16 protein-coding genes and 1 pseudogene are annotated in these 15,725 nt (G+C 63.7%); 10 read left to right on the top strand and 7 right to left on the bottom strand.

Annotated elements, in window-relative coordinates; all coding sequences use genetic code 11:
* Positions 1-80: 80 nt before the first annotated feature.
* The 3 genes from ACE03M_RS06665 to tkt are packed head-to-tail and all read right to left on the bottom strand — an operon-like array spanning position 81 to position 4,881.
* Positions 81-1,703, bottom strand: coding sequence for a glucose-6-phosphate isomerase (locus ACE03M_RS06665; RefSeq protein ID WP_143921747.1), 1,623 nt, complete (start codon positions 1,701-1,703; stop codon positions 81-83).
* Positions 1,700-2,803 (bottom strand): transaldolase, encoded by a 1,104-nt coding sequence (gene tal, locus ACE03M_RS06660; protein ID WP_143921746.1) that lies wholly within the window; start codon positions 2,801-2,803, stop codon positions 1,700-1,702. The genes ACE03M_RS06665 and tal overlap by 4 nt, the downstream gene beginning before the upstream one ends.
* A complete protein-coding gene (gene tkt / locus ACE03M_RS06655; RefSeq protein WP_143921745.1) occupies positions 2,800-4,881 on the bottom strand; it encodes a transketolase in 2,082 nt (693 codons plus the stop codon). Before tkt ends, tal begins: the two co-directional genes overlap by 4 nt.
* Before the next feature lie 255 nt (positions 4,882-5,136).
* Between tkt and ACE03M_RS06650 the strand changes: the two genes are divergently transcribed.
* Together ACE03M_RS06650 and ACE03M_RS06645 are read left to right on the top strand one after the other, a co-directional pair.
* Positions 5,137-6,114 carry a heme o synthase gene (locus ACE03M_RS06650; protein WP_143921744.1) on the top strand — a complete coding sequence of 326 codons (978 nt, stop codon included), beginning with the start codon at positions 5,137-5,139 and terminating at the stop codon, positions 6,112-6,114.
* Positions 6,115-6,190: 76 nt separating this feature from the next.
* A pseudogene (locus ACE03M_RS06645) lies at positions 6,191-6,526 on the top strand (VOC family protein); the annotation flags it as partial.
* Here the strand turns inward: ACE03M_RS06645 and ACE03M_RS06640 are convergent.
* From ACE03M_RS06640 to ACE03M_RS06625, 4 genes are read right to left on the bottom strand one after another with little or no spacing between them, the layout of a single operon-like run.
* Positions 6,461-6,643: a hypothetical protein gene (locus ACE03M_RS06640; RefSeq protein ID WP_485933355.1), complete on the bottom strand. Its 183-nt coding sequence runs from the start codon at positions 6,641-6,643 to the stop codon at positions 6,461-6,463. The pseudogene ACE03M_RS06645 and the gene ACE03M_RS06640 overlap by 66 nt on opposite strands.
* Before the next feature lie 16 nt (positions 6,644-6,659).
* On the bottom strand, positions 6,660-7,562 hold the full coding sequence (locus ACE03M_RS06635) for a COX15/CtaA family protein (RefSeq protein ID WP_485933228.1): 903 nt from the start codon (positions 7,560-7,562) through the stop codon (positions 6,660-6,662).
* 8 nt (positions 7,563-7,570) lie between these two features.
* A complete protein-coding gene (locus ACE03M_RS06630) occupies positions 7,571-8,302 on the bottom strand; it encodes an ABC transporter permease (protein WP_485933227.1) in 732 nt (243 codons plus the stop codon).
* 50 nt (positions 8,303-8,352) lie between these two features.
* Positions 8,353-9,279: an ABC transporter ATP-binding protein gene (locus ACE03M_RS06625; RefSeq protein ID WP_485933226.1), complete on the bottom strand. Its 927-nt coding sequence runs from the start codon at positions 9,277-9,279 to the stop codon at positions 8,353-8,355.
* A gap of 103 nt (positions 9,280-9,382) precedes the next feature.
* On the opposite strand from ACE03M_RS06625, the gene ACE03M_RS06620 reads away from it, so the two are divergent.
* The 8 genes from ACE03M_RS06620 to ACE03M_RS06585 form a co-directional block, all read left to right on the top strand.
* Positions 9,383-10,102 (top strand): helix-turn-helix transcriptional regulator, encoded by a 720-nt coding sequence (locus ACE03M_RS06620; protein WP_485933225.1) that lies wholly within the window; start codon positions 9,383-9,385, stop codon positions 10,100-10,102.
* On the top strand, positions 10,099-11,529 hold the full coding sequence (sufB, locus tag ACE03M_RS06615) for a Fe-S cluster assembly protein SufB (protein ID WP_143921739.1): 1,431 nt from the start codon (positions 10,099-10,101) through the stop codon (positions 11,527-11,529). The genes ACE03M_RS06620 and sufB overlap by 4 nt, the downstream gene beginning before the upstream one ends.
* Before the next feature lie 38 nt (positions 11,530-11,567).
* Positions 11,568-12,743 carry a Fe-S cluster assembly protein SufD gene (sufD, locus tag ACE03M_RS06610; protein WP_485933224.1) on the top strand — a complete coding sequence of 392 codons (1,176 nt, stop codon included), beginning with the start codon at positions 11,568-11,570 and terminating at the stop codon, positions 12,741-12,743.
* Complete coding sequence (locus ACE03M_RS06605; protein WP_143921737.1) at positions 12,740-13,063, top strand: non-heme iron oxygenase ferredoxin subunit; 324 nt, start codon at positions 12,740-12,742, stop codon at positions 13,061-13,063. Before sufD ends, ACE03M_RS06605 begins: the two co-directional genes overlap by 4 nt.
* A gap of 50 nt (positions 13,064-13,113) precedes the next feature.
* Positions 13,114-13,872 (top strand): Fe-S cluster assembly ATPase SufC, encoded by a 759-nt coding sequence (sufC, locus tag ACE03M_RS06600; RefSeq protein WP_143921736.1) that lies wholly within the window; start codon positions 13,114-13,116, stop codon positions 13,870-13,872.
* Positions 13,872-15,122 (top strand): SufS family cysteine desulfurase, encoded by a 1,251-nt coding sequence (locus tag ACE03M_RS06595; protein ID WP_485933223.1) that lies wholly within the window; start codon positions 13,872-13,874, stop codon positions 15,120-15,122. The genes sufC and ACE03M_RS06595 overlap by 1 nt, the downstream gene beginning before the upstream one ends.
* Positions 15,123-15,132: 10 nt before the next feature.
* Positions 15,133-15,600: a Fe-S cluster assembly sulfur transfer protein SufU gene (sufU, locus tag ACE03M_RS06590; RefSeq protein WP_485933222.1), complete on the top strand. Its 468-nt coding sequence runs from the start codon at positions 15,133-15,135 to the stop codon at positions 15,598-15,600.
* A gap of 2 nt (positions 15,601-15,602) precedes the next feature.
* Positions 15,603-15,725, top strand: a 123-nt coding sequence (locus ACE03M_RS06585) for an iron-sulfur cluster assembly protein (RefSeq protein ID WP_485933353.1), incomplete at its 3' end; no start/stop codon positions are given.

Raw genomic sequence — 15,725 nt, 5'->3', positions numbered from 1 at the left:
GTCAGGGTCCTTCGTCGTACCCAGAGGAGTGATCTCCGGCTGGAAGTCAGCGCAGGTTTGGGGCCAGCACAGGTCGGAAGTCAGTCGACTCCGTAGTGGTGCAGGGGCTTCACGTCTGCAATCGCGCGACGCAGCTGAGCAAGGCCCTGTGCACGGTCGAGCAGGTGAACCCTGAGCACGGGGCGCCCCTTGTCCCGCAGAGCTGCGGCATCACCGAGGGCCTGAGCACGCTGCAGCTCAGTGAAGCCATAGGGGCGACCGGGAACCAGCAGATCCGTCCGGGGTTCGGCTGTGATCTGCAGGAACACTCCGTTGGGGTGACCGCCCTTGTGATACTGACCTGTCGAATGCAGATAGCGCGGTCCGAATCCGAACGTCGTCTGCACACCCGAATGCTGTGAGACCAGGGCTCTGAGGCCCTCGGCATCGGCGTCGGCGATGCGGTCGATGAACGCCTGCACACCGACGAATCCGTACTCGTCGACCTGTGCGAAGAGCTCTCCGATGGCGCCGACGAGGTCAGTGGCCTCCTCGAACTCACCGAATACCTCGACCTGTTCCTCGCAGAACGCAGGCTTTGCCGGCGCTGCCGACGAACCTTGTGAGAGGGCTTGCCTGGCATGTTCCTTAGCGGCCTCGACATCCGGCTGGTCGAAGGGATCGACCCCGATGCTGTAGCCGGCGATCGCAGTGGCGAATTCCCAGAAGACGAACAGCTCACCAAGGTCACCTTCGAGTTCCGAGTTGAACCCGGATGGTGCCTCGACCTCGGTGATGGGACCCAGAGTGCACAGCATGGCGTCTGCACGGGCGTCGAAGAAGCCGACGTCAGCGGCGCCGTCGACGACGACGGGCAGGATGCCCTGACCGTCCTTGCCCAAGGACTCTGCCACGAGCTGTTCGACCCATTTGCTCATCCCCGACAACGCTGGGTTGGTCTCGGCGAGGACGAGCTTCTCCGTTGCCCTGGCATGACCGATGCCCAGCCAGGTCCCGAACTGCAGTGCTGGATTGTCAGCAGTATCCGTTCCCAGACCGCCGACAGCCCCTGCCGCCGACTCCGCGATCGCGCGGACGTCGACACCGGCAAGACCGGCAGGGACGAGTCCGAAGGCCGACAGCGCGCTGTAGCGCCCGCCGACGGTCGCATCCGCGTGGAAGGTGGCCAGAAAACCCTGCTCGGTGGCCAAAGCGTCGAGCTCGGTCCCCGGATCGGTGATGGCGATCAGTCGAGACGCTGGATCGATGTCCACTGATTCGAAGGCCGCGGAGAACGCGCGGCGAATAGCGTCTGTCTCGATCGTCGTGCCTGATTTGGAGGCGACGATCAGGACGGTGTGGGACAGATCGGTTCCGATCGCCTCGGCGACCTGATTGGGATCGGTGGAGTCCACGACCTCGAGCCTGACCCCCGCGGATTGGGCCATGACCTCCGGGGCCAGCGACGAACCGCCCATCCCCGTCAGGCTGATCGAGCGCAGACCCTGCGCCTCCAGTCGGGTCCGCAGAGCCTCGATTTCATCGACGAGCTCCGCAGCCCGCTGCGGCAGATCCACCCAGCCCATGCGCGGCACAGGCTGCTCGTCGTCGGTGAACAAAGACGCATCCTTGGCCGCTAGACGGGAGGGGACACGCGCTTTGAGGAGACGCCCTACCTCGGCCTCGTAGTCTTCTGAGACCGGAACGCTGTGTTGGAGTCTCATGCGCGGTCCAAAGCAGTGCGAATCGTGTCCTGCAGCTCCGCCCAGCTGACGTCGAACTTCTCAAGTCCTTGCGTCTCAAGCACGGTCATCACCTCCGCATAGTCGATTCCGAGCCGTGCCAGACGGTCGAAGACCTCGTCGGCGGCCCGGTAGTTCTCCGGTGAGATCTCGGCAGTCACTTCACCGTGGTCGGCGAAGGCCTGCAGCGTAGGTTCGGGCATCGTGTTCACAGTGTTCTGGGCAACGAGTCCAGCCACGTACATCGTGTCGGGGTAGTCGGGGTTCTTGACTCCGGTCGACGCCCACAGCAGTCGCTGCGGCGTGGCACCCGCGAGCTCGAGGACCCGGAAGCGCTCCGACGTGAACAGCTGCGAGTGGATCTCATGGGCCAGCACGCAGTTCGCGATTCCTGCCCGTCCCTTGAGCTCTGCCCCGGCCGGGTCATCGAGGCCGTCCAGTCGTGAGTCGATCTCCGCATCCACGCGAGAGACGAAGATCGAGGCCACCGACTTGATCTGACTGAGATCATGCCCGGCGACACGAGCCTTCTCCAACCCCTGGAGGAAGGCTTCGACGACATGGCGGTAGCGGGTCAGGGAGAACACCAAGGTGACGTTGACGCTGATGCCTGCTGCGATGGTCTCGGAGATCGCGCGCAGTCCGGCTTCGGTCGCGGGGATCTTGATCATCGCATTGGGTTCGCCGACGCGCTCCCACAGAGCCTTGGCCGCCGCGACGGTGCCCTCGGCATCGTGTGCCAGTGGGGGAGCGACCTCGATGGACACGCGCCCGTCTTCGCCGTTGGTGGCGTCGTAGACAGGACGGAAGAGTCTGGCAGCGGCCGCGACGTCCGAGGTGGTCAGGGACTCGATCGCCTCATCGGCGGAGACCTTGCCCTCACCGAGCTCTGCAACGGCGGAGTCATAGCTGTCCGACCCGGCGATGGCATTTGCGAAGATCGTCGGATTCGTCGTCACTCCGGTGACGTTCGAGTCCTCGATGAGGCGTGCCAGGTCGCCGGACTCGAGACGTGTCCGTGACAGATCATCGAGCCAGATGGAGACCCCATGCTCGCTGAGCTGTGCCAGATTGCTGCTCATGCGTCCTCCTTCGCCGCTGCGATCGATTCCTCGGCTGCGGTGACGACAGCAGCCGGGGTGATTCCGAATTTCTCGTACAGGGTGGCGTAATCGGCCGAAGCACCGAAGTGCTCGATCGACACGGCACGGCCGGCATCGCCGAGGTACCTGTGCCAGCTCATCGCCGAGGCGGCTTCGATGCTGACACGAGCCTTGAGAGCACGCGGGAGGACCGCTCTGCGGTAGTCCTCGGGCTGAGCGTCGAACCATTCCTGGCACGGCATCGAAATGACACGTGCGGCGGTGCCTGCTGCCTGCAGCTCTTCGGCTGCTGCGATCGCAATGGCGACCTCGGAACCGCTGGCGAGGATGGCTACCTCGGGCTCATCTGCGGTGTCGAAGAGCACGTAGCCGCCACGAGCCGCCTCGGAGGCAGGGGCGTACTTCTCACGGTCGAGGACCGGAACTGCCTGACGGGTGAGCACAAGTCCGCTGGGACCGTCGGTGCGATCAAGGATCCTGCGCCACACGACCGAGGTCTCATTCGCATCGGCTGGGCGCACCAGATCAAGTCCGGGAATCGCACGCAAGGCGGAGAGATGCTCGATCGGTTGGTGCGTGGGTCCGTCTTCGCCGAGGCCGATCGAATCGTGGGTCCACACGAACACGTTCGGCAGCTGCTGCAGAGCGGCCAGCCGTATGGCCGGACGCTGGTAGTCGCTGAAGACGAGGAAGGTGCCGCTGTAGGGGCGCGTGCCACCGTGCAGGGCGATGCCGTTGCCGATGAGTCCGGCGGAGAATTCGCGGACGCCGAAGTGGATATTGCGCCCGTACTCGTTGCCGGAGAAAGCACCGGTCGAACGATGTTCGGGCAGGAAGCTCGGATCGCCCTTGATCAGTGTGTTGTTCGATCCGGCGAGGTCGGCGGAGCCGCCCCACAGCTCGGGCATGGTTGCCGCGATGGCGTTGAGGACCTGCCCGGAGGCGGCGCGAGTCGCGATGCCCTTGTCGCTGGTATCGAAGACAGGGAACTCGTTGTCGAGTCCTGCTGGAAGTTCGCGCTTGGCCAGGCGGTCGAAGAGTTCGGCGTTGGCCGGGTTCGCCTCGCGCCAGGCGCTGTAGGACTCGTTCCACTCGATGTGGGCTCCGCGGCCGCGGTCCAGTGCCGAGCGGGTGTGGTTGAGCACCTCGGCGGGCACTGCGAAGGTCTCTTCGGGATCGAAGCCGAGGATCTCCTTCGTCGCCTTGATCTCGTCGTCGCCGAGTGCCGAACCGTGAGAGCCGCCGGTGTTCTGCGCGTTCGGGGCGGGCCAGGCGATGATGGTCGAGAGACGGATGAAGGAGGGACGGGGATCGGCCTTTGCCGCTTCCATAGCGGAGTGGAAGGCTTCCACGTCCTCCGTGTACTCGTCGCCGGCTCTGAAGTCGACGTGCTGGACGTGCCAGCCATACGCGGCGTAGCGGGCTGCTGTGTCCTCGCTGAAGGCGATCGCGGTATCGTCTTCGATGGAGATCCGATTGTCGTCCCAGATCACGACCAGGTTGGACAGCTCCTGGGTTCCGGCCAGGGACGAAGCCTCACCTGACACGCCTTCCTCGAGGTCGCCGTCGGATGCCAGGACGACGACGGAATGATCGAAGGGCGAGGCACCGGGAGCAGCATCAGGGTCGAAGAGGCCGCGTTCGCGGCGAGAGGCCATGGCCATTCCCACCGCCGAGGCGAGGCCGGATCCCAGCGGTCCTGTCGTGATCTCGACGCCTGCAGTGTGTCCGACCTCCGGGTGGCCGGGAGTCAGTGAACCCCAGGTGCGCAGCGCCTTCAGATCGTCGAGCTCGAGGCCGAAGCCCGAGAGGTAGAGCTGGACGTACTGGGTCAGCGAGCTGTGCCCGCAGGAGAGAACGAAGCGATCGCGGCCGGCCCAGCTCGGATCGGCGGGATCATGATTGAGACCGTACTGGTAGAGGTAGTGTGCAACGGGAGCAAGACTCATCGCGGTTCCGGGGTGACCGTGTCCGGCCTTCTGCACTGCATCTGCGGCGAGGAGGCGGGCGGTGTCGACTGCGCGGTTGTCGAGTTCTGTCCAGGACAGGGAGTTCATGTCTTCGAGCGATCCTTCGTTCGTCTTAGAGGCGTGCACTCAAACTCTACCGCGCCGGGTCGCAAACGCGAGGGGTGAGATCGCCGACCCTGAGATCGCAAGCGCGTTGTCCTTCGGCAGCGGGGTCGTGGTTCCTGTTCGCGGCGGTCGCACCCGGCCTCTGCATCCTGTGGCTCAGATGTGCGGCACAATCTGGCTCCGAGACACAGCCCTCACCGACTGGCGAAAAATTCGACAGGGGGTAGAATCGGCATCGTGAGTGAACTTCGTCAGAACCAGGACACGCAGAGTGAACGCCCTCTGCAGAGGGCAGTCGACGAGGAACGACTCTCGAAACGCCCCCGCTCGATCATCAGCGCCTACATCGCCCTGACCAAGCCACGAGTGATCGAACTCCTGCTGGTGACCACTGCTCCGGTGATGTTCCTCGCCGCGCAGGGAATGCCGAATATCTGGCTGGTCATCAACACCCTCATCGGCGGCGCAGCTGCCGCAGCCTCGGCTTCGGTCTTCAACTGCTACGTCGATCGTGACATCGACGCGAAGATGGAACGCACCAAGCATCGCCCACTCGTGACCGGTGAGATCACACCACGGGCCGCTCTCATATTCGCCTTCGCACTGGGCCTGGGATCGATCTTCTGGCTCGGCGGATTCACGAACTGGGTGACCGCTGGACTCACCGCTTGTGCGATCCTGCTCTACGCGGTCTTCTACACCCTGATCCTCAAGCGTCGTACCACGCAGAACATCGTCTGGGGCGGCGCCGCGGGCTGCATGCCTGTGCTCATCGGCTGGTCTGCCGTCACCGGCGGACTGGCCTGGGAAGCCCTGCTGCTCTTCCTCGTGGTCTTCTTCTGGACGCCGCCGCACTACTGGCCGCTGGCGATCAAGTACAAGGCCGACTACGATGCCGCAGACGTTCCGATGCTGCCCTCGAAGGTCCCGCCGACGAACGTCGGTCGCCAGATGATCGCCTACACCTGGGCGATGGTGGCGTGCTCGCTGGCACTCATTCCGCTCGCCCCGATGGGCCCTGTCTACACAGGCGTCGCGGTTCTCGCCGGGGCTTGGTTCCTGTTCTCCTGCTATGCACTCGTCTCCCGGGCGAAGAAGGGCAAGAGCGGAACCTCGCTGAAGGCGATGAAGGTCTTCCACGGCTCGATCACCTACTTGTCGCTGCTCTTCCTCGCCGTCGCGATCGACCCGTTCGTCCTTCCCGGCTTCTGGTAGGTCCCGATTCTGAGACCGGCGGGTTCTTCCCGGTCGAGGAGAGGCCGTCGGCACACGCGGACATCAACGTCCGGACATGAACGAGCTGACTCATCCGAGGTCGCAGTCGACGAGCTGCTCAGCCCGCGTCAACGAGTTCCTTGATGACGATCTTCTTCATCCCCATCACCCCGATGAATCCCTCGATCCGCATTTTGCGGGGATGCGCGGCAAGGTCATCAATGGGGTCTTCGAGCTCGACGGCAATCGCTTCATCTGCCTCGACGGCGGACCTGCATTCACGTTCAACGAGGCGATCTCACTGACCGTCAGTTGTCGTGACCAGGCCGAGATCGACCACTACTGGTCAGCGCTGTCGGCCGTTCCCGCCAGCGAACAGTGCGGCTGGCTCAAGGATAAGTTCGGAATCAGCTGGCAGATTGTTCCCGCCCACCTCGACGAGCTGATGACCGGAGATGCTCAGGTCAAGGCACTGATGGTCGATGGAGACGATGTGCGAGTTGGGGAAGACGGAGCAGTAGAACTCCATCGCCTCCTCGGCGTGGTCAGTGAACCACAGGCACGGCGTGATCGGTGTCGGCATGATGGGTGCTCCTCGGGTATGCGCTGTCGAGGACGGCAACGCTTGCCGCGATAGTAGCCGAGATGCCGATCATATGGAATGCCACGAGGACGATGGGCACGCCGGTGAAATATTGGACGTATCCGATGATCCCCTGCAGCACCTCGATGACGAGGAGGACGACCAGGGGTCGGACCATGACGGTGTGCTTCTTCACTGCCAGGACGAGCGAGGTGATGGTCGCGATGACCAACAGCCAGACCGGGGCAGCATGTGCGCGGGTGATCCAGACGTTGTCGAGGCCGTTGCGGGTCGACATCGTCGAACCCGAGTGCGGACCCGCGCCCGTGGTCAGGACACCGAAGACCACAACGATCGCGGTCAGCCCGAGGATGGTCCAGCCGAGGCCCGGCAGCGGAGACGGAGCCTTCTCAGCTGTGCGCACGCCGGTGTCATAGGTGCGGCGAACGAAGTACGCGGCGACGCCGACGGCGATGGCAGAGGGCACGAAGTGTCCGGCCACGACCCAGGGGTTGAGCTTCGTCCACACGGTGATGCCGCCGACGACGGCCTGGACGGGGACGATGGCCAGCAACCCGAGGTTGAGCCAGAACAGGTCGGGGCGCTGCTTCCGATGCTTCCAGAGCATGAAGACGATGACGACTCCGAGCATGGCCAGCGCCACCGCCAGCGTGCGGTTGCCGAATTCGATGAGTCCGTGGATGCCCATCTCCGGGGTCGACACCAGCGAATCGGGTGTGCACTTGGGCCAGTCCGTGCAGCCGAGGCCGGAGCCGGTGAGCCGGACGATGCCACCGCTGACGATGATGGTGGCCTGCGCAATGAGCATGGCCCATGCAGCTGCACGGATCCTCTTAGTGACCATTTCTCTCCTCATTCGAATCGGAACCACCTGCGTGCTGCAAGCGTCCCCACCAGCCCCCACACGAGGAGCACGATCAGTGCTTTGACCTCGAAGCCCGCGCCGCCGACGGCCGCACGCATCGCATCACCGAGCGCACCGGAGGGCAGATAGCCGACCACGGTGCCCCATTCTCCTGGGTGTGCGATGACGAGTCCGCCTACCCCGGCCATGAGCACCCAGATCAGGTTCGCGCCGGCCAGGGTGGCTTCTGCCCGTACGGTTCCTGCCATGAGCAAGCCTAAGGACAGCAGCGCTGCGGTGCCAAGAAGCGTGGTCAGGACCAGCGCGAGTGGGTTCACGGGACTGTCGAAGCCGAGGCCCGCAGCGATGGCGAAGGCAAGGACGAATTGGATGATGACGACGGCGATGACCGCGCCGAGCTTGCCCAGGATGAGGCCATTCGTGCCCAGCGGCGTCGTCGCCAGCTGTCGCAGCACCCCATAACGGCGGTCGAAGGCCGTGGCGATCGCCTGACCAGTGAAGGCAGTCGAGGCCAGGCACAGGCTCAGCGCACCGGGCAGCGCCACGGTGAGCGGATCCGTTCCAGGCCCGACGATGCCGAGGCCGCTGAGCAGTGGAGCCTTCGCGAGGAAGATGAGCATACCCAGCGGCAGGATGAGTGAGAGCAGCAGCTGTTCGCCGTTGCGCAGGACAGCGATCGTCTCGAACTTAGTCTGCGCGATGACGCGCTTCGTCCTCATTCGCGGTCTCTGGTTGGACGGTGTCATCTGGCTGGTCGGTGGCATCTGGCTCATCGCAGCGGCCTGCCCGTGAGTTCGAAGAACACATCTGCCAAGGACTGGGAGTGCATGTCGATGTCCGTGATCGCCAGTCCTGCCTCGGCGACGGCCGTGCACAGGCCGGCGATCTGGGCGCTGTCGAGGTCCCCGTCGACGACGAGGGCCGGGCCCACCACCGAGGTGGCCGCGATCCTATTCATCGTGGCCAGGAGTTCACGAGGAGCCGGCTCCAGCGGCTGACTGACCCTGATGACGAGTCGGCGACCGGCAGGGGAGGCGTTGCGCAGATCCTCGGGAGCACCCTGGGCGATGATGCGACCGCGATCGATGACGACGACCTCATCGGCGAGCTCTTCCGCCTCGGCGAGGTCATGGGTCGTCAGGACCACGGCCACCGCGGCTGCTGCAAGCTCTCGGATGAAATCGTGGACGACCGCCCGTGCCTGAGGATCGAGCCCGGCACACGGCTCATCGAGGAAGACCAGGCGCGGTCGGCCGATGAGTGCGGCGGCCAGGGCCACACGCTGCTTCTGGCCTCCCGACAGGCGCCGAATCGTGCGTGTGGAGAACTCGTGCAGGCCCAAGGGATCGGCGAGTTCATCGACGCTGAGCGGATTGGGATAGAGGGACGCAAGGTGTCGCAGAACCTGGAGCGGCTTCGCGCTCATCGGCAGTCCGCCGTCCTGGAGCATGACGCCTGCGAGCAGAGATGTCGAGGCATGGTCACGGAACGGATCGTGGCCGAATATCTCCACGCGACCGGCATCGGGGGCCCGTGTGCCCACCGCCAGGGAGATCGTCGTCGACTTGCCCGCACCATTAGGTCCGAGCACCCCGAGGATGGATCCGGTGGAGGCATCGAGGTCGATCCCGTCGACGACGTGGTGTGCGCCGTACGAGTAATGGAGACCACGTATGGTGAGGGCCGATTCTGACACCTGACCATTCTACGACGCGTCGAATCGGCCCGTAGTTAGGCTCACCTAGTTTTACGAAACAAATTACGCAACAATAGTGTTGTGTTAGTCAAGGAGGTGGAGAATGGCTGCGAACGACACAGAAGATCGCCGTACCCGAGAGAAGGTATTCCGATCGGTGCTCGATGAAGGGCCGATCACTGCCTCAGCGTTGGCGAAGGGGCTTGACCTGACTCCTGCGGCGATTCGTCGTCACATGGATGCGCTGGAGAGCGAGGGCCTCATCGAGGTCCGAGAGCTCGCCGGCAAGCAGGCAGGCCGCGGCAGACCGGCCAGACACTACGTGGTCACTTCGCGTGGGCATGGCTCGGTCACGCATTCCTATGACCAGCTGGCAGTCGACATCCTCCGGTTCATGAAGGACCGAGTCGGCCATGAGGCCGTTGAGGGGTTCACCGAGGACCTGGTTGCGAAACTCCGCGACCGCCTCGGCGGGGAACTGGATCGACGGGGAGGCACCACAGTGGCTTCCCGCTCCCGGGGCCTGGCTGCGGCATTGACCAAGGAGGGATATGCCGCCTCGGCGACACCGGTGGCGGCCGGCACCCCCCTCGAAGCGATGCAGCTGTGCCAAGGACATTGTCCGATCCAGGCAGTCGCCTCCGAGTTCCCCGAGATCTGCGAAGCAGAGCTCGCCATGTTCTCGGACTACCTGGGCGTCGATGTTCGCCGTCTGTCCTCATTGGCCCACGGCGATCATGTCTGCACCACCCACATTCCGACCTCGGAACTCACCAGACCACTCATCCACAGCAATGATCGACCTCAAGGAGGTTCACGATGACTGACACAGGCAATCGGATCATCGATGCTAACCCCGAGCTCAAAGACCTCGGGCAGTACGCATACGGTTGGCACGACGGAAACGACGCCGGAGAGTTCGCGGCTCGCGGTCTCTCAGAAGACGTTGTCCGCAACATCTCGAAGTTGAAGGACGAGCCGGACTGGATGCTGCAGCGCCGACTCAAGGCGCTCAAGCTGTTTGAGAAGAAGCCGATGCCCAGCTGGGGTGCAGACCTCACCGGCATCCACTTCGACGACATCAAGTACTTCGTGCGCTCGACAGAGGGTCAGGCGACATCCTGGGAGGATCTGCCCGAGGACATCCGCAACACCTACGACAAGCTCGGCATCCCCGAAGCTGAGAAGCAGCGTCTCGTCGCAGGTGTGGCCGCTCAGTACGAGTCCGAGGTCGTCTACCACCAGATCAACGAAGAGCTCGAGAAGCAGGGTGTCATCTTCATGGACACCGACACCGGACTGCGCGAGTACCCGGAGATCTTCGAAGAGTACTTCGGCTCGATCATCCCCGCCGGAGACAACAAGTTCTCGGCGCTCAACACCGCAGTCTGGTCGGGCGGTTCCTTCGTCTACGTCCCCAAGGGCGTCCACGTCGAGATCCCTCTGCAGGCCTACTTCCGCATCAACACGGAGAACATGGGCCAGTTCGAGCGCACCCTCATCATCGCCGACGAAGGCTCGTCTGTGCACTACGTCGAGGGCTGCACCGCACCCATCTACAAGACCGATTCGCTGCACTCCGCAGTCGTCGAGATCGTGGCTAAGAAGGACGCGAAGGTTCGCTACACGACCATCCAGAACTGGTCGAACAACGTGTACAACCTCGTCACCAAGCGCGCGATCGCCGAAGAGGGCGCTTCCATGGAATGGGTCGACGGCAACATCGGCTCGAAGGTCACCATGAAGTACCCGGCCATCTGGCTGACCGGTGAGCACGCACGGGGCGAGACGCTGTCCGTGGCATTCGCCGGCGAGGGCCAGCACCAGGACACCGGTGCGAAGATGGTTCACGCCGCTCCGAACACCCACTCCTCGATCGTGGCGAAGTCCGTGGCCCGTGGCGGTGGACGTTCCGGTTACCGCGGACTCGTCCACGTGCACCCAGGAGCCAAGGGCTCGTCGAACAATGTCCTCTGTGACGCGCTTCTGGTCGACAACATCTCTCGCTCTGACACCTACCCGTACATCGACATCCGTGAGGACGATGTGACGCTGGGTCATGAGGCGACCGTGTCGAAGGTGAGTGAGGATCAGCTCTTCTACCTCATGAGCCGCGGCATGGAGGAGACCGAGGCAATGGCGATGATCGTGCGCGGATTCGTCGAGCCGATCGCTCGCGAGCTGCCGATGGAATACGCACTCGAGCTCAACCGCCTCATCGAAATCCAGATGGAAGGTGGCGTGGGCTGATCTGCGCCCACCGCCGACCACGACAAGGAGTTTTCTAAGTGACTGATACCACCAATCCGTTGGGCCTCGATGAGCATTCTCATGGCGCCGACGTCCAAGTCCCCGATTCGAAGCGGGATGCTCGCACACGCAGCTTCGACGTCTCCGACTTCTCCGTCCCGAACGGACGCGAGGAGGAATGGCGATTCTCGCCGGTGCGCAAGCTCAGTGATTTCTTCACCGACGCTGCCTCAGAGACGAAGCTGACCACGTCCGGCGACCTGCCTGAAGGCATCTCCGTGGAGGAGATCTCGCTCGAGGCCGCGCAGGAACTGGGCATCCTCGAACCCGAGGATCGGGCCGCTGCTGTGGCAGCCAACCGTGCCGCCACCGTCACCCACTACTCGGTTCCCGCGGGAACCGAGATCGACGGCGCAGTGATCATCCACGCCGACGGCACCGGCAACGACGTCTCCCATGGGCATGTCGTCGTCTCCGTCGGAGCGAATGCCAAGGCGACCATCGTCATCGAGCACGAAGGACTCGCTCGGCACTCCGAGCTCGTGTCCCTCGTCATCGGCGATGGCGCAAATGTGACCTTCGTGTCCCTTCAGCTCTGGGACGACGAGACGCAGCACCTGGGCCAGCACGACGCGATCGTGGGCAAGGATGCGAAGTTCAAGCACATCGTCATCAGCCTCGGCGGAGACATCGTGCGCCTGAACACGAATGTGCGCTACTCGGCAGCCGGGGGAGAGGCCGAACTGCTCGGACTCTACTTCGCCGATGCCGGCCAGCACTTCGAACACCGCACCTACGTCGACCACAACACGCCGAAGGCCACCTCGAACGTCCACTACAAGGGCGCTCTCCAGGGCAAGGACGCACGCAGCGTCTGGATCGGCGATGTGCTCATCCGCCCCGAGGCACTCGACATCGACACCTACGAGCTCAACCGCAACCTCATCCTCTCCGATGGGGCCAGGGCGGACTCGGTGCCGAACCTCGAGATCGAGACCGGCGACATCGCCGGCGCCGGACACGCTTCGTCGACCGGACGCTTCGACGAGGAGCACCTCTTCTACCTGATGAGCCGCGGCATCCCCGAGGACGTTGCCCGTCAGCTCGTTGTCCGCGGATTCTTCAACGAAGTGATCCAGAAGATCCAGGTGCCCGAGATCGAAGATGTCCTCAACGAACGAATCGAGGAAGAACTCTCCCGGAGCGTTCTGTGACCATGATCGACGTTGCGGCCGCCGACGAGGTGGCTGCGGGCGCGACGATGAGGATCGAAGTGGACAACCACGAGATCTGCATCGCCCGCGACTCCGACGGCACGATCCATGCCATCGACGATCTCTGCACTCACGGCGAGGTATCGCTGGCCGAGGGAGAAGTGGAAGGCTGCGCCATCGAATGCTGGCTGCACGGCTCCCAGTTCGACCTCAAGACCGGCCGTCCGCTGAGCCCACCGGCCTTCGAACCCGTCTCAGTCTATGACTGCAAGGAGATCGCCGGCCGCATCCTGCTTGACCCGAGCACAGTGGTCAATTGACCAGCACGCTCAACTGATCACCACGCTTACCTGAATTGAAAAGGATTGACATGTCCACTCTGAAAATCACTGACCTGCACGTCAGCGTCAACACCGAAACCGGTCCCAAGCCGATCCTCAACGGCATCAACCTGGAGATCAACTCCAACGAGACCCACGCCATCATGGGCCCCAACGGATCCGGCAAGTCCACACTGGCCTACTCCCTGGCCGGTCACCCGAAGTACCAGGTGACCTCGGGCTCCGTCACCCTCGACGGCGAGGACGTCCTCGAGATGTCCGTCGACGAGCGCGCCAAGGCCGGACTGTTCCTGGCCATGCAGTACCCCGTCGAGGTCCCCGGCGTGACCGTGACGAACTTCCTGCGTTCGGCCAAGACCGCCATCGACGGTGAAGCACCGAAGCTGCGCAACTGGACCAAGGACCTCAAGTCCGCGATGGAGAACCTCCGTGTGGATCCCGAGTTCGCCAGCCGCAACGTCAACGAGGGATTCTCCGGCGGCGAGAAGAAGCGTCACGAGATCCTGCAGATGGAGATGCTCAAGCCCAAGTTCTCCGTCCTCGACGAGACCGACTCCGGCCTTGACGTCGATGCTCTGCGCATCGTGTCCGAGGGCATCAACCGGGTGCGCGAGTCGACGGATGTCGGCGTCCTGCTCATCACGCACTACACCCGCATCCTCAGCTACATCAAGCCCGACCACGTGCACGTGATCATCAAGGGCAAGGTTGCCGAAGAGGGCGGACCCGAGCTGGCCGAGCGCCTCGAGAACGAGGGCTACGACCGCTTCCTGCAGGCCTCGGTCTGATGTTCTCCCGCCTGCGGAACGACTTCCCGATCCTGGACACCAGGGTCGGGGAGTCGTCTCTGAGCTATCTCGACTCTGGCGCGACTTCCCAGAAGCCGCAGTGCGTCATCGACACATTCACCGAGTACTACTCGCAGCGCAATGCCGCCGTCCACCGTGGAGCACACTCTCTTGCGGTGATGGCCACCGACGCGTTCGAGGCAGGCCGTGAGGCAGTGGCAGACCTCGTCGGCGGAGCACCCGAACAGGTGGTCTGGACGAAGAATGCCACCGAGGCACTCAACGTGGTCGCATTGGGCATCGACCGAGCCAGCCATGGCTTCGGGGGAGAGGCCGCTCAGCGTTTCGGTCTCGGACCGGCTGACTCCATCGTCGTCACCGAGATGGAACACCACGCGAACCTCGTCCCCTGGCAGCAGCTGGCCCAGTCCACGGGTGCTCAACTCCGTTGGCTGCCGGTCACGGACGCCGGGGAGCTCGATCTCAGCGATCTGGAATCCATCGTCGACGAGACGACGAAGGTCTTCGCCTTCACGCATGTCTCGAATGTGCTCGGCACCATCAACCCGGTCGCCACACTCGTCGCTCGGGCCCGGCAAGTGGGTGCGCTCGTCGTTCTCGACGCCTGCCAATCGGTCCCGCACATGCCCGTGAACTTCGTCGACCTCGATGTCGACTTCGCGGCGTTCTCCGCTCACAAGGCGCTGGGACCTACCGGTCTCGGCACCCTCTGGGGGAAGTCGGACCTGCTGAACTCGCTGCCACCGGTCTTGACCGGCGGATCCATGATCACCACAGTGACCATGGAAGACTCGGCGTTCATGGACGCACCACAGCGGTTCGAGGCCGGAACGCAGCCCGTGGCCGAGGTAGCCGCATTCACCACAGCGGTCAATTACCTCGCCGAGGTGGGCCTGGAGAAGATCTTCGACCATGAGCGAGAGCTCGCCAGAGTCCTCCTCGACGGCATCGCGAAGATTCCCGGCATCACCGTGCTCGGCGCCGCCGAAAACCGGATCGGAACCGTGGCCTTCGATGTCGACGGCGTCCACGCCCACGACGTGGGACAGTACCTCGACTCCCAGGGAGTTGCGGTGAGGGTCGGCCACCATTGCGCTCAGCCGCTGCACCGGCGCTTCGGCGTCACCGCCACGACGCGGGCGAGCACCTATCTGTACAACAACACCGAGGACTGCGAACAGTTCCTGGCCGCTCTGGCCGAGGTCCGCCCCTTCTTCGGAGTTCAGTGAGGATCGTGTCATGAGCACGCAGATGCAACAGCTCTACCAACAGGTCATCCTCGACCACTCCCGGTCGCGGATCGGCAACGCGGCTCTGCTGCGCGAGGGCGCAGCAGGACCTCACGGCTCCTCGCACCAGATCAATCCCACGTGCGGAGACGAGATCGAACTCGAGACTGAGATCAGCGATGACGGCGCAATCGCCGTGCGTTGGTCCGGCGACGGGTGCTCGATCTCGATGGCCTCGGCCTCAGTCCTCTCCGAGCTCGCTTCGGAGAACGGCGTGGAGGGCATGCTCGACATCGAAGCGAAGTTCCACGAGCTGATGCACTCTCGTGGGACAATTGTGGGAGATGAGGAAATACTCGGCGACGCTGCGGCGTTCAGCGGAGTGTCGAAGTTCCCCGCCAGGATCAAGTGCGCGCTCCTGTCCTGGGTCGCGTTCAAGGACGCACTCAACCAGGCCCAAACGTCTCTGAAGGAGTAGGAATGCCCGAAGTGATAGACGCACCGCAGAACGCCAGCATCGACGAAGTGCGCGAAGCGATGATGGACGTCGTCGACCCGGAGCTCGGCGTCAACATCGTCGATCTCGGACTCGTCTACGGACTC

This window comes from Brevibacterium sp. AGC70 (assembly GCF_057334195.1).
The sequence above is the reverse complement of the archived record's forward strand: the minus strand, read 5'-3'. Positions and strand labels throughout refer to the sequence as shown.

Bases quoted from the DNA above. Each gene is read 5' to 3' on its own strand.
- ACE03M_RS06665 (WP_143921747.1), bottom strand. From the start codon at position 1,703: ATGAGACTCCAACACAGCGTTCCGGTCTCAGAAGACTACGAGGCCGAG.
- tal (WP_143921746.1), bottom strand. From the start codon at position 2,803: ATGAGCAGCAATCTGGCACAGCTCAGCGAGCATGGGGTCTCCATCTGG.
- tkt (WP_143921745.1), bottom strand. From the start codon at position 4,881: ATGAACTCCCTGTCCTGGACAGAACTCGACAACCGCGCAGTCGACACC.
- ACE03M_RS06640 (WP_485933355.1), bottom strand. From the start codon at position 6,643: ATGGAGTTCTACTGCTCCGTCTTCCCCAACTCGCACATCGTCTCCATC.
- ACE03M_RS06635 (WP_485933228.1), bottom strand. From the start codon at position 7,562: ATGGTCACTAAGAGGATCCGTGCAGCTGCATGGGCCATGCTCATTGCG.
- ACE03M_RS06630 (WP_485933227.1), bottom strand. From the start codon at position 8,302: ATGAGGACGAAGCGCGTCATCGCGCAGACTAAGTTCGAGACGATCGCT.
- ACE03M_RS06620 (WP_485933225.1), top strand. From the start codon at position 9,383: ATGGCTGCGAACGACACAGAAGATCGCCGTACCCGAGAGAAGGTATTC.
- sufB (WP_143921739.1), top strand. From the start codon at position 10,099: ATGACTGACACAGGCAATCGGATCATCGATGCTAACCCCGAGCTCAAA.
- sufC (WP_143921736.1), top strand. From the start codon at position 13,114: ATGTCCACTCTGAAAATCACTGACCTGCACGTCAGCGTCAACACCGAA.
- ACE03M_RS06595 (WP_485933223.1), top strand. From the start codon at position 13,872: ATGTTCTCCCGCCTGCGGAACGACTTCCCGATCCTGGACACCAGGGTC.
- sufU (WP_485933222.1), top strand. From the start codon at position 15,133: ATGAGCACGCAGATGCAACAGCTCTACCAACAGGTCATCCTCGACCAC.